The sequence below is a fragment of the Pedobacter aquatilis genome (assembly GCF_032678405.1).
Taxonomy (GTDB): Bacteria; Bacteroidota; Bacteroidia; order Sphingobacteriales; family Sphingobacteriaceae; genus Pedobacter; species Pedobacter aquatilis_A.
Genome location: NZ_JAVTSJ010000003.1, coordinates 247,218 through 260,935, shown reverse-complemented (window position 1 = coordinate 260,935; position 13,718 = coordinate 247,218). Strand labels below are relative to the sequence as shown.

Genomic DNA, 13,718 nt, shown 5'->3' with positions numbered 1-13,718 from the left:
AGTAATTATTAAGACAAGATAGAATTAGACAATGGAAAAACCTGTTGCATTAGGTGTAGATATAGGAGGTACGCACATTACAGCGGCATTAATTGATTTAGAAACCAGAACGATAATTCAGGATTCAATAAAGAGAAGCGCAGTAGATTCCAGGGAGAGTAAGGAAATTATTATAAATGCCTGGTGCGAGGTAATAACTAAAGTTCTCAAAAAGACAGGTAGTGAAACCAAATTAATAGGTATTGCAATGCCCGGTCCGTTTGATTATGAAAAAGGTATTTCATTAATCAAAGATCAGGACAAGTTTAAAGCGCTTTATGGTATAAATATTAAAGAAGAGCTTTCAAAACGTTTATCTATAGAAACTGCCAATATCCATTTTATAAACGATGCTGCGGGTTTTTTACAAGGTGAGGTTTTTGGCGGAGCTGCAAGGGGAAATGCAAATGTTTTGGGTTTAACGCTTGGTACAGGACTTGGCTCATCATATTGTGAAGGCGGTATTGCCAAAGATGCCGATTTGTGGAACTCACCTTTTATGAATGGCATTGCCGAAGACTACCTTTCTACCCGTTGGTTTGTTAGCCGCTATCAGCAGTTGAGTAATAATACTGTTGCAGGGGTGAAAGAGTTAACAGCTTTAACTGCAACAGATCATCTGGCAACAAGGGTATTTATGGAGTTTGGATACAATTTAGCGCAGTTTTTAATCCCTGTTATAAAGAAATATAAATCTGATGTTGTTATTGTTGGCGGTAATATATCGAGGGCGTTTGCTGCATTTTCTCCTGAATTAATTGCAACTTTAAAAGGCAATGAAATTTATGCTGATGTTAAGGTAACGAAGTTGAAAGAGAATGCTTCACTTATTGGTGCGGCAAGTTGCTGCGACTTAAGTTTTCTTAATGATGATAAAGCAGAAAGTACAGCAATTGCAGATAAGAAATTTCATTAATCAGGATAATCATTCCTTTTTTTTATAGGAACATAGTAAAACCATTTAGTAACCGAATAAAATGATAAAAGCAGGTATTAATCTGCTCTTAACAAGTAATAAATATGAAATACAGAAACCTTAAATTTTATAGTTTTTTATCGATAGTATTTACTTGTACATCATTAAATACCTCCAACACTTTTGCGCAGCAAACGCCGTCGAATATTAAATATGTCGACCCGAAAATTGGGAGCGTAGGTTTAATTCTGGAACCAACCAGGCCTGCAGTTCATTTGCCAAATAGTTTGCTTAGGGTTTTTCCAGTGCGTGCCGATCAGATTGACGACCAGATAGCTTATTTCCCATTAACAATTTCATCGCACAGGCAGAATTGGTTGTTCGGATTAATGCCCTATACAGGTGCGGTAAACGAACAGGCATGGGCAAAGAAATTTACCTACGATAACGAAAAGATAAGTCCCGATTTTTATCAGGTAGTACTCGAAGATCAGGGTACTTCAATTAGTTTCACACCATCAGCCAAAGCAGGTTTCTTTAAGTTTAATTTTTCAGCCAAAACAGATAAATATTTACGTCTGAATATCCTGAATAAGGGAGAAATCAATCTTGAGCAAAAAAATATTATAAGTGGTGTAGAAGAATTCAGAGGGATGAAAGCCTATTTCTATGCAGAGGCCAATACACCTTTGGAAATTATCTACCAGGATGAACAAAAGAAAAGCAAGGCCCTGCTTAAAGTTGCCAACACGGTTCAGAATGTTTCGTTCAAGTACGGTATTTCTTTTATAAGTATTGAACAGGCTAAGAAAAACCTTTCAAACGAAATTCCTGATTGGGATATGGCAAAGCTGCATGCCAAGGCAACAGCGGCCTGGAATAAGGCTTTATCGCAGGTTAACGTAAGTGGAGGAACGGATGCACAAAAACGTGTTTTCTACACCTCACTTTACCGTTCGTACGAAAGAATGGTTGATATTAACGAATACGGAAAATATTACAGTGCCTACGATAAAAAGGTTCATACATCTGATAAACCATTTTTTGTTGATAACTGGCTTTGGGATACTTATATCGCATTAGAACCGCTGCAAACAATTCTTAATCCTAAAATGGAAGGAGATAAAATCCAATCGTATGTTCAGATGTATGAACAAAGTGGATGGATGCCTTCTTTTGCACTTACTTTTGGCGACGACCCTTGCATGACCGGTAACCACGCTGCAGCATGGTTTTTGGATGCACACAACAAAGGAATAAGCAATTTCGATTTAAAGAAAGCTTACGAAGGCGTAAAGAAAAACTCTTTAGAAGCAACTTTATTGCCGTGGAAAAACGGTCCGGCAACTTCCTTAGATACTTTTTACAGTAAAAAAGGATACATGCCTGCACTAAAACCAGGCGAAAAGGAAACTGTAAAAGAAGTGCATGGTTTTGAAAAAAGACAAAGTGTTTCGGTAACCTTAGAAAACAGTTTCGACGACTGGTGCATTGCGCAACTGGCAAAGGCAAGTGGAAATGAAAAAGACAGAGATCTTTTTTTAGATAGAGCTGCGAACTATAAAAATGTTTACAGGGCTGATAAAGGATTTGTATGGCCAAAAGATGCTGACGGAAACTGGATTGAACCTTTTGATCCGAAGTTTTCTGGCGGGCAGGGCGGTCGCGAATATTTTACGGAAAACAATGCCTACACCTACAACTGGGATGTAAAGCATGACTTAAATGGCCTGTTCGATTTAATGGGCGGAAAAACAAAGGCCGAGGAAAAACTCGATGATTTATTCAGAGCGAGCCTTGGCAGAAGTAAATACAACCTTTGGTATACCTTTCCTGATGCAACGGGTTTGGTTGGACAATTTGTAATGGGTAACGAGCCTAGTTTCCACATCCCATACATTTACAACTACCTGGGTTCGCCATGGAAGACACAAAAAAGGGTACGTATGCTTATGGATACCTGGTACACCGATAATCTTTTTGGTATTCCAGGAGATGAAGATGGGGGAGGAATGACAGCTTTCGTTGTATTTTCAATGATGGGCTTTTTCCCGGTTACGCCTGGTGTTCCCGTGTATAGCATTGGCAGCCCCGCTTTTAATACCATTGCTATAAAACTCGATAATGGTAAAACATTTACGTTGAATGCTAAAAATAATTCGGCAGAAAATAAATACATTCAAAGTGCAGTGCTGAATGGTAAAGTTTTAAACCGTTCTTGGTTTACGCACAAAGAACTTACAGAAGGTGGTGTGCTTAATTTAGTAATGGGCAATACGCCGAATAAAACCTGGGGTACAAAAGATTTACCCCCATCATCAATAACCTATAATCCTTAAATAAAATGAAAAAAATAATATTGGCTGGTATTTTGTTTTTCCTTGCAATCGTTCCTTTCTCAAAGGTTCAGGCGCAGGAAATTATCAAGAAAAAAGGCTACACGTTAACTTTCGAAAGTAATTTCCAGGCATTAGATCCAAAATTGAAAAAGCGTTTAATAGAAACGTTTTTCGAGGTTTATCCGAAGCTGGCTAAAGAATATAATCCAAATACACTTAAAGAAGTTAAGTTTTTTGTTGATACAAATTATAAAGGTGTTGCTGCTACAAGCAATGGAAAAGTAACTTTCAGCTCTATCTGGATGGTAAAACATCCTGAAGACATCGATGTGGTAACACACGAAGTGATGCATATCGTTCAGGATTACGGCCGTAGTGTTGGTCCGGGTTGGTTAACAGAAGGCATTGCCGATTATGTGCGTTCTAAATTTGGTGTTGATAATGCAGGAGCAAAATGGACTTTGCCGGCGTTAAAACCAGAGCACAGTTATAAAAACAGTTATCGAATTACAGCCAGATTTTTTACCTGGATAGAAAAAAAGGTTAAACCAGGTACCATTAAGGCTGTTGATGCTTCCTTAAGAGACCATACTTATACTGCTGAAATCTGGACAAAACTTACAGGTAAAGATTTAGATGCACTTTGGGCCGATTACGTTAAAAATCCTGAAATTTAGAAGCTCAATTACCAAAAAAAGCAAAACACATAAACTGATATACAAATAATGAAAAAACTATTCATCGCCTTATTAAGCTTTGCGGCAACAGGAAGTTTCGCACAGCAGGTAGGCAAAATTAGTGACCCCGTTGAGTGGATCAATCCATTGATGGGTTCGGCATCAAAACCAAGTTTATCAAACGGTAATACTTATCCTGCGGTTGGTGTGCCTTGGGGTATGAACATGTGGACACCACAAACCGGTAAAATGGGTGATGGTTGGGCATATACATACGATGCTGATAAAATTCGTGGCTTTAAACAAACTCACCAGCCTTCTCCCTGGATGAATGATTACGGTGCTTTTGCCATTATGCCTGTAACCGGCAAGCTTAAATTTGCCGATGATGAGCGTGCAAGCTGGTTCAGCCATAAAGCTGAGGTTTCTAAACCTTATTATTACAGCGTTTATTTAGCTGATGCTGATGTAACGACTGAATTAACACCAACCGAAAGGGCAGCGCAGTTCAGGTTCACTTTCCCGAAAACAGATAGCTCTTTTGTTGTAGTTGATGCACAAAACAAAGGTTCTTATATCAAGATTTTTCCGAAAGAAAGAAAAATTATCGGTTATACAAGCAAATATGCACGTGGCCCGCTTCCTAAAAATTTCAAAAACTACTTTGTAATCTATTTTGATAAAGACTTTACTTTAGCTAAAACATGGAGTGGTAAAACATTAGGTGATGATTTGGAATTAACAAGCGATCATACCGGAGCAGTTATTGGATTCAAAACAGCAAAAGGTGAAAAGGTTACGGCTAAAACTGCATCTTCTTTCATTAGTTTTGAACAGGCAGAGTTAAACCTGAAAAGAGAATTGGCTAACGACAGTTTTGATGCGACTAAATCAAAAGCGAAAGCCGTTTGGAATAAAACATTAAGTAAAATTGCTGTTGAGGGTGGTACTATTGATCAGATGCGTACTTTCTATTCTTGCCTGTACCGTACTTTATTCTTCCCGAATAAATTATACGAATTGGATGCAAAAAATCAGATTATTCACTGGAGCCCATACACTGGCGATATTAAACCAGGTTACATGTTCGCAGGAACTGGTTTCTGGGATACATTCAGAGCACTTTATCCATTCCTAAACCTTGTTTATCCATCGATAAATAAAGAAATGCAGGAAGGTTTAATCAACGATTACAAAGAAGGAGGTTTCTTGCCTGAGTGGAGCAGCCCTGGTTTTGCCAACATCATGGTGGGTAATAACTCTGCTTCTGTTGTATCTGATGCTTATATCAAAGGTCTTCGTGGTTATGATATCAATACCTTATGGGAAGCTGTTAAACACGGCGCAAATAACGAAGGCCCGATGGCTGCAGTTGGCCGTAATGGTGTAAAATATTATAATGAATTAGGTTATGTGCCATTTGATGTTAAAGTAAATGAAAATGCTGCTAAAACCTTGGAATATTCATACGATGACTTTGCCATTTATCAGTTAGGAAGAGCATTAAAACGCCCTGCTTCTGAGATTGAAATCTACAAGAAAAGAGCAATGAACTACAAAAATCTTTTCGACCCGTCATCAGGCTTAATGCGTGGAAAAAATCAGGATGGAACCTTCCAGAGTCCTTTTAGTCCTTTTAAATGGGGTGGAGCTTTTACCGAAGGTAACAGCTGGCACTATACCTGGTCGGTATTTCAGGATATCGATGGTTTAGCCAAATTAATGGGCGGACACGATAAGTTTGTAACCAAGCTGGATTCTGTTTTCTCAATGCCTCCAATCTTTGATGAGAGTGCTTATGGTGGTGTGATTCACGAAATCCGTGAAATGCAGATTGCCAACATGGGGCAATACGCTCATGGTAATCAGCCAATACAACACATGATCTACTTATATAATTTTGGTGGAGCACCTTATAAAACGCAGTATTGGGTTCGCGAAACCATGGATAGAATGTATAAAGCAACACCTGATGGTTATTGTGGTGATGAAGACAACGGCCAGACATCGGCCTGGTATGTTTTCTCAGCAATGGGCTTCTATCCGGTTACGCCGGCAACCGACCAGTACGTACTTGGCGCTCCGCTATTTAAAAAAGTAACACTTATTTTAGATAATGGTAAAACAGTTGTTATTAATGCAGCTGCAAACAGTGCTGATAACCGTTATGTACAATCGTTGCAGATTGATGGCAAACCATATTCTAAAAATTGGATTAGCCACAGTGGTTTACAAAAAGGAGCTGTTTTGAACTTTAACATGACAGCTACTCCAAACAAAACCAGAGGATCAAATCCGGTTGATTTCCCTTATTCATTATCTACAGAAAAATAAACAATACAAAGTTTGCCGTTTTTAACCGGCAAACTTAATAACTAACAAAACCGAATATTATGAAGATTAGCGTCTTAAAAACAGGTTCATCAGCCCTTGTCTGGCTCCTGGGAACCTGCATGGCATTTGCACAGCAGCCGAATATTCCGCTTACAGATTTATCAGCATTTAAAGAGCCAGGTAATTCCTGGTCATTAGTTGGTGATGTAACTACGGATTTAAACGAAGTGAATGTACTTAAGGGTACCAAAGGAACTGGTATCTTATTAAATACATCAAATCCAAAAAAGAAAGGATTCGATTTATATACCATTAAAGAATATGGTGATATGATTTTGGAACTGGATTACCTGGTTGCGAAAGATGCCAATTCAGGTATTTATCTTCAGTCGAATTACGAAATTCAGATTAAAGATTCATGGGGATTAACCAATCCGGTATCATCAAGCAATGGTGGTGCACACGAGCGTTGGGACAATGATAAACCTGAAGGAGAAAAAGGTTTCGGCGGTGCTGCACCTCGTCAAAATGCCAGCAAGGCGCCAGGTTTATGGCAACACATTAAAATTGTTTTCCAGGCACCAAAATTTGATGCTTCAGGTAAGAAAATTGAAAACGCCCGTTTAATCAGTGTTGATTTAAATGGTGTTACCATTCATGAAAATGTTGAGTTAACAGGAGCAACCAGAGGTGGTTATGGCACTGAAAAAGCATTGGCACCTATTCGTTTTCAGGGCGATCAGGGAACGGTAGCTTTCAGAAATATTTCGATAAGCGATATTCCGGCTGCAGGGCCTCAAAACTTTCGTCGTGGCGGTGGTGGCGACCCGATTTATGTTGAAGCACCGGTTAATACCATGCTTCGTAGTTTTATCGATGTGGTTCCTGGTGTTCGTTCGGTACATGCAATTTCTGTAGGTGCACCTCAACAGGTTGCTTATAGCTACGATTTAGACAATGGCACTTTATTACACGGATGGCACGGTGGTTTCCTTGATGCAACGCCAATGTGGGATGGTCGTGGAAACGGAACTTCACGTCCTTTGGGCAGTGTTACCCGTTTTACTAAAAAACCAGTTTTAGCAATCGCTAAATTGGCAAACGCTGAAGCTGCATGGGTGCCAGATACTACCGGTACAGGTTTCCGTACCAAAGGTTATGTGATGGACAGCCAGGAGCGCCCGGAATTTAAGTATATCATCTACGGAAATAAAGTTACTGATGCAATTAAAGCACTCGATAACGGACAAGGTTTATCAAGAGAAATTACTTTAGACCAGCCGGCAAAAGACCTTTACCTGCTTTTAGGTGAAGTATCAGACATTAACGAAGTTGCCAAAGGTTTATACGTTGTTGATGATAAAGCTTATTACCTGCAATTCCCTAATGGCGAAAAACCTATCGTTAGAGATGTTAACGGTAAGAAACAACTGATTATAGCAATCGGCAGCAAATTAAATTACTCGATTTTATTTTAGTCTGAATTACGATGAGATATACATTTAAAACACTTGCAATAATGGCGCTTAGCTTGAGCTTCTCAACGCTTTTCGCACAAGAAACACCAAAGGAAGAGGATTTTTTCAGAATAAATAAAGTACGTGTTCCGGAAGGTCCGATTTTGGAAGTTGGTGGATTGATTACTTTACCTAACGGCGATTTAGGAATTTCAACCCGTAGGGGAGAAGTTTACATCGTTGAAAACCCAACAAGCTTAAAACCTTACTTCCGTAAGTTTGCTACTGGTTTGCACGAGATATTAGGTATCGCTTATAAAAATGGTGCAATTTACGTTGCACAACGTGGTGAGTTAACCAAACTTGTTGATAAAAACATGGATGGTAAAGCTGACGTTTATGAAACGGTTTACGCATGGCCTTTAAGTGGTCACTACCACGAATACAGCTTTGGTCCGAAGTTAGCAGCCGATGGCTCTTTCTTTGTAACAGCCAACGTAGCTTTCGGAGATGAAGAATGGTGGAGAGGCGAAAGCCGTGTACCAATGCGTGGATGGGCAATGAACATTACCGAAGATGGCAAAATGACACCATATGCAGCTGGTTTCCGCTCGCCTGCAGGTATCGGGATGATTGATAACCAGTTTTATTATACTGAAAATCAAGGTGACTGGGTAGGCTCAGGTGGTCTATGGAAAATTAATAAAGGCGATTTTATGGGCCATCCGGCAAGTTTAAGATGGACTGGAAGATCAGATTCGCCAGTTAAGTTAAGCTCCGATTTCTTCTATTCAAATATTGATGAACGCCGTATCAAAAATGAACAAGGCCGTTATATCAAACCTGAAAACAGGGTAAACGAAACTTTTAAAACACTTTTCGATATGAAGAAAGTGTTCCCTGAATTAAAGTTACCATCAGTTTGGTTACCTTACGGAATTTTAGGTATTTCATCATCAGAACCTGTTAAAATTCCTGATAATGCATTTGGCCCGTTTGCCGGACAAATCTTAGCTGGCGATCAGGGTATGAGTATCATTTCAAGGATCTTCCTTGAAACAGTAAAAGGCGAAGAACAAGGTGCTGCTTTCTTATTCAGAAAAGGTTTCCGCTCGGGTGTTTTAAGAATGGCCTGGGGAACTGATGGTTCGTTATTCGTTGGTGAAACCAATCGTGGTTGGGGTTCGGCAGGTGATGCGAATGAAGGCCTTGAGCGTTTGGTTTACAACAACAAAGTTCCTTTCGAAATGAAGGCGGTAAGATCAATGCCTGATGGTTTTGAAGTTGAGTTCACTAAACCTGTTGATCGTAAATCAGCTGAAGATTTAGCGTCTTATGCAGCAGAAAGTTTCATCTATAAATATCACCCGGTATATGGTTCGCCGCCGGTTAATGTAGAGAAATTAAAAATCACAGGTGTAAAAGTATCTGAAGATGGTATGAAAGCGAGATTAGTTATTCCTAACCTTCGTCAGTATTATATTCATACCTTAACATTAGATGGTGTTCGCGATAAAGAAGGTTTTTATTCTTTAGTACACCCGGTTGCTTATTATACTTTAAACCAGATTGCTGATGGAGAGAAATTATCGATGAGCGAGGTGAGCACAAAGAACTCAGAAGCTGGCCCTAAAGCATCGGCTACGCCAGTGAAAAGTTCTGCAAAACCGAAAGCATCTACAGGAACAAAACCAGAAGCTAAAGGTGCTGCGACTACAACACCTGCTAAAGCAGCAACTGCAACAACGGCATCAACAAAAGCGCCTACTTATAAAGAGGTGGAAGGTTTATTAACCAAGAATACTTGTCTGGCTTGCCACAATCCTACGAAAAGACAAATCGGTCCTCCCTTTGTTGAGATTGCGAAACGCAAATATTCTGGTGAAAAGATTTACTCCTTAATTCATAACCCACAGCCACAAAACTGGCCTGGATATTCTACAGAAATGCCTCCAATGCCGCAGGTAACTAAAGCTGAAGCTTTAAAAATTGCTTCCTGGATCAACTCTCTGGATAAGTAAAAAATAATAATTAGTATAATTTGGTTAAACGGTTGGTGGAAACATCAGCCGTTTTTTGTTTTAAAGCCATTTTGGAATGGGTTTAAAAAAAGAAATGGAGATTCCGCTTATGCAGAATCCCCATCATCTAAATTAACGCTCTCATATACATAAACGCTGTGATTAGGATTTATTGCATGGCATCGAAAATATTTTTCAAAAAAATGATTGCACCTTGTACTCAAAACGCCAAAAGCTAATTTTTTAATGAATTCTCGATGACCTTTTATTGGCCGTTAATTTTCTATTTTTACGGGTATGGAAGCTAAAGGTAAAAGCAAACAGGATCTGGAAAAATTAGCCGCGGCCAGGGCGGCTGTGCAATTGGTTAAAGATAATGATGTAGTAGGTTTAGGTACGGGTACAACAGCCACTTATGCAATACAAGAACTTGCTGAACGGATAAACCAGGGTTTGAAAATAACTGCTGCTGCCAGCTCGGTAAAAACGGAAGCGCTTGCTTCATCGTATGGTATTCAAATTTTAAAGCTCGAAACATTGGGCTCTATTGATATCAGTATTGATGGCGCTGATGAATTTACCTCATCACTTAACCTGATTAAAGGCGGTGGTGGCGCACTTTTCCGTGAGAAGATTGTCGCATCACTAAGTAAGAATCGGATAATTGTAACCGATTCCTCGAAAAAAGTAGACCAATTAGGGGCTTTCACGGTTCCTGTCGAAGTTATTCCGCTTGCTTTACAGTACGTTTTGAACCAGCTGGAAAAACTAAACGGGAAAGGATCACTTAGAAAGCATAATGGTGAAAACTTTATAACAGATAACGGAAACTATATTGTTGATACTGATTTTGGCTTAATAAACGATCCAGAAACGCTTGCAATTGCACTAAACCAGATCGACGGTGTACTGGCCCATGGATTATTCATAAACTTAACTTCGAAAGTGATCATGGCTAGAGGTGAAGAGATTTCAATTTTTGAATAATTTCAGCAGAATTTCTTATAGATAGACGTCATTGCGAGGCACGAAGCAATCTTTATTTTCACAACCAGCTTTTTCGGCTTATCTAACATAATGATTAAGAGCGTAACTGTAATCGCTTTAAGATTCCCGCCTTCGCGGGAAAGACGCCCACTTAAAAGAAAAGATAAGATCATCATTGCTGTAAAGCGATAGGAATTAATGAAGAATGTATATTGCTTTTTTCTTCTCAACAACGAATTTTCACCGACGTTTTACTTCTCCTTAAAATTCCGCTAAAATTTTTACCGATGCTTTTATTTCACTCACCGATAAAGTAAAGTGCTTTAAGGAAAAGCCATTCGCGGGCACTCCTTTTCATGGTACATTTGATATATAAAAACAAAGGTCATGGAAAATTTAATCAGAAAAAACCACACAGATAAACAAATCGGTTTAGGTGTCTTAATTTTAGTAATTGGTTCAGTTTGCTTACTCAGAAATATGGGGGCCGACCTTCCACACTGGATTTTAAGCTGGCACACTATTATGCTGGGTGCAGGTTTATGGATTGGATATCGTAAAAACTTTCAGGGTGGCGGCTGGCTGGCTTTAACAATTATTGGCGGGTTTTTTACCCTTCAGGATATTACCATCCTCGATTTCGAAATGTCGAAAATTACAACAGCCCTGATATTAATTGGCTTAGGTTTATGGGTGATTTTAAAACCTAAAAAATATAAACCTTTAAATAATAATTTTCATGAGGCAAATGAAGTGCATGAAATCAAAAGTTAAAATTCTTAACTCCATCATATAAATTAAAAGGGACATTTTTTTTAACATGTCCCTTTTTTTGCGTTTGTAAGACTGGTGAATTTCTTTTAAAAAAGAAACGGGGATTCCGCCGAAGCAGCATCCCCGTCATCTAAATTAACGCTCTCATATACATAAACGCTTAGTTTCGGTTTTATTGTATAACAGGTGATTTTTTTTCAATTTGTCACATTCAGCCCTTAATGATGTCGCTTTTAATGGTTGCGAAACTGCCCTTATCATCGCATCTTGCAAAAAAAAGATATGGAAACATTTTATTTAAATGAAGATATCAAGGTGATGTACGTTACCGCAACGTCTTTTCCCGATGGTGTAGAAGATGCCCACAAGAAATTACACAACATGTTAGCTTTTGATGAAAAACGCAGGTATTTTGGAATTTCACGGCCGGATGGAAAATCAATTGTTTATAAAGCTGCCGCAGAAGAATTAAATCCAGGTGAGGCTGAAATATTAGGGTTCGAAACGCTGACCATAAAGAAAGGAAATTTTATAAGTGCCTACATCTCCGATTTTATGAAGGATATCCCTCAAATTGGTAAAACATTCGAAAAATTGCTTGCAAACCCAGCCGTTGATCCCAATGGTTATTGCCTTGAAATGTACATAGAAAATAAAGATGTCCGCTGTATGGTACCCTTAAAGAATTCAGAATAAAAAACTAATCAATTAGTTGTATTTTAATAAAATAGGAATCAAATATTGTTAACTTTGGTTTATTGAACTAAACAATACAATATCATTCATGAAGAAAAGTGTTTTAATAGTAATTACACTATTATTTTTTACAACTGCATCATTTGCACAGAATGTGATCAGTTTATTTAACGGTGCAAATAATTTCTTTCAGCTTTTAGAAGACGAGAAATACACAGAAGCCTATGGAAATTTCGATGAAACAGTTAAATCAAAATTATCAGAAGAGCAGCTAAAAAAAATATGGACCGATTTACACGCTGCTTTGGGAAAGGCTAAGTCCATTGAAGCTGTTCAGAGTAAAATCCAGGGCGAATTTTTTGCAGTTACCGTTGAGGGTGAATTCGAAAGAGGTACACAGAATTTCATACTCGGCTTCAATAAAACCCAGAAAATTGTAGGCTTCTTTTTAGCGCCGAAACCGGTAGTAGCGAAGTATCTCGCACCTTCCTATGCCGATACGACATTATATTCAGAAAAAACAGCTTACCTCACCACGCCTGGTCATCAGCTGGCAGCAATTATTACTACACCTAAAAACATTAAAAATTTTCCTGTTGTCGTATTTGTACATGGTTCAGGCCCATCTGATATGGATGAAACTGTAGGGCCGAATAAACCTTTTAAAGACATAGCAGCAGGATTAGCGGCACAGGGAATCGGTTCTATCCGTTATGTTAAACGTACAATGATTTATGCACAGGAATTCATGAAAGCCTTTACCGTTAAGGAAGAAGTTTTAGATGATGCTGTTGCAGCTTTAGCGATGGCCAAGACAGTTCCGGGCGCTGATACCAAAAACATCTATCTTTTCGGTCATAGCTTAGGCGGTATGGTAGCACCACGCATTGCTGCACAGGTTCCTGATTTGAGCGGAATCATTCTAGCTGCAGCGCCGGCACGAAAACTTACCGAAGTAATGCTCGAACAAAATAAATACCTGTTCAGCAAAGTTAGCGATACTGCAAAATCAGTGCAAACACAGCTCGATATGGCTACAGCTGAAATTGCAAAGGGCAACATTACGCAGTTAGGAAATATGAAACCCGATTCGGTTATTTTGGGTATCCCCGCATCTTATTGGGTAGATATTAATAACTACGATCAGGTTGCTGCGGCAAAGAAACTAACAAAACCACGCATCTTTGTTATCCAGGGCGGAAATGATTTTCAGGTTTCGCAGCAGGATTTTGATTTATGGAAAGCTGGATTAGCAGGAAATCCGAATGCAGAATTTAAATTTTATCCGGAGCTGAACCACTTATTAAGCCAGCAGGTAGAAAAAGGAACTGGAACGCAATATCAGGCATTTTCGAGTGTATCTGCTTCATTAATAAACGATATAGTAGCCTGGATAAAAATAAAGTAAACAAGAATCTACATTTTTAAATAAATAGCCTTAGCCTTTTGCTAAGGCTATTTTTTTTGCCTTTTAAAAA

At 38.8% G+C, this 13,718-nt stretch carries 10 protein-coding genes; all 10 read left to right on the top strand.

Annotation, left to right across the window (positions count from 1 at the left end; genetic code table 11):
• Window positions 1–31: 31 nt before the first annotated feature.
• The gene (locus R2R71_RS10395) at window positions 32–955 is read left to right on the top strand and encodes an ROK family protein (protein ID WP_316831215.1); all 924 of its coding nucleotides are present in this window, start codon (window positions 32–34) and stop codon (window positions 953–955) included.
• A 104-nt stretch (window positions 956–1,059) separates the two neighbouring features.
• A complete protein-coding gene (locus R2R71_RS10390) occupies window positions 1,060–3,294 on the top strand; it encodes a GH92 family glycosyl hydrolase (protein ID WP_316831214.1) in 2,235 nt (744 codons plus the stop codon).
• A 5-nt stretch (window positions 3,295–3,299) separates the two neighbouring features.
• The gene (locus R2R71_RS10385; RefSeq protein WP_316831213.1) at window positions 3,300–3,971 is read left to right on the top strand and encodes a basic secretory protein-like protein; all 672 of its coding nucleotides are present in this window, start codon (window positions 3,300–3,302) and stop codon (window positions 3,969–3,971) included.
• Window positions 3,972–4,019: 48 nt separating this feature from the next.
• The gene (locus tag R2R71_RS10380; protein ID WP_316831212.1) at window positions 4,020–6,305 is read left to right on the top strand and encodes a GH92 family glycosyl hydrolase; all 2,286 of its coding nucleotides are present in this window, start codon (window positions 4,020–4,022) and stop codon (window positions 6,303–6,305) included.
• A 59-nt stretch (window positions 6,306–6,364) separates the two neighbouring features.
• Entirely contained in the window at window positions 6,365–7,783 is a 1,419-nt protein-coding gene (locus R2R71_RS10375) for a DUF1080 domain-containing protein (protein WP_316831211.1), read from the top strand.
• An 11-nt stretch (window positions 7,784–7,794) separates the two neighbouring features.
• Window positions 7,795–9,783, top strand: a complete 1,989-nt coding sequence (locus R2R71_RS10370; RefSeq protein WP_316831210.1) for a hypothetical protein — start codon at window positions 7,795–7,797, stop codon at window positions 9,781–9,783.
• A gap of 297 nt (window positions 9,784–10,080) precedes the next feature.
• Window positions 10,081–10,770, top strand: a complete 690-nt coding sequence (gene rpiA, locus R2R71_RS10365) for a ribose-5-phosphate isomerase RpiA (protein WP_316831209.1) — start codon at window positions 10,081–10,083, stop codon at window positions 10,768–10,770.
• A 387-nt stretch (window positions 10,771–11,157) separates the two neighbouring features.
• Window positions 11,158–11,544 (top strand): LiaF transmembrane domain-containing protein, encoded by a 387-nt coding sequence (locus tag R2R71_RS10360; RefSeq protein ID WP_316831208.1) that lies wholly within the window; start codon window positions 11,158–11,160, stop codon window positions 11,542–11,544.
• 282 nt (window positions 11,545–11,826) lie between these two features.
• A complete protein-coding gene (locus R2R71_RS10355) occupies window positions 11,827–12,240 on the top strand; it encodes a transcriptional regulator (RefSeq protein WP_316831207.1) in 414 nt (137 codons plus the stop codon).
• Window positions 12,241–12,328: 88 nt separating this feature from the next.
• Window positions 12,329–13,648 carry a DUF3887 domain-containing protein gene (locus tag R2R71_RS10350; RefSeq protein WP_316831206.1) on the top strand — a complete coding sequence of 440 codons (1,320 nt, stop codon included), beginning with the start codon at window positions 12,329–12,331 and terminating at the stop codon, window positions 13,646–13,648.
• The last annotated feature ends 70 nt before the right edge of the window (window positions 13,649–13,718 follow it).

Coding starts and splice junctions, on each gene's coding strand:
- R2R71_RS10395 (WP_316831215.1), top strand. CDS start 32: ATGGAAAAACCTGTTGCATTAGGTGTAGATATAGGAGGTACGCACATT.
- R2R71_RS10385 (WP_316831213.1), top strand. CDS start 3,300: ATGAAAAAAATAATATTGGCTGGTATTTTGTTTTTCCTTGCAATCGTT.
- R2R71_RS10390 (WP_316831214.1), top strand. CDS start 1,060: ATGAAATACAGAAACCTTAAATTTTATAGTTTTTTATCGATAGTATTT.
- rpiA (WP_316831209.1), top strand. CDS start 10,081: ATGGAAGCTAAAGGTAAAAGCAAACAGGATCTGGAAAAATTAGCCGCG.
- R2R71_RS10360 (WP_316831208.1), top strand. CDS start 11,158: ATGGAAAATTTAATCAGAAAAAACCACACAGATAAACAAATCGGTTTA.
- R2R71_RS10370 (WP_316831210.1), top strand. CDS start 7,795: ATGAGATATACATTTAAAACACTTGCAATAATGGCGCTTAGCTTGAGC.
- R2R71_RS10355 (WP_316831207.1), top strand. CDS start 11,827: ATGGAAACATTTTATTTAAATGAAGATATCAAGGTGATGTACGTTACC.
- R2R71_RS10350 (WP_316831206.1), top strand. CDS start 12,329: ATGAAGAAAAGTGTTTTAATAGTAATTACACTATTATTTTTTACAACT.
- R2R71_RS10380 (WP_316831212.1), top strand. CDS start 4,020: ATGAAAAAACTATTCATCGCCTTATTAAGCTTTGCGGCAACAGGAAGT.
- R2R71_RS10375 (WP_316831211.1), top strand. CDS start 6,365: ATGAAGATTAGCGTCTTAAAAACAGGTTCATCAGCCCTTGTCTGGCTC.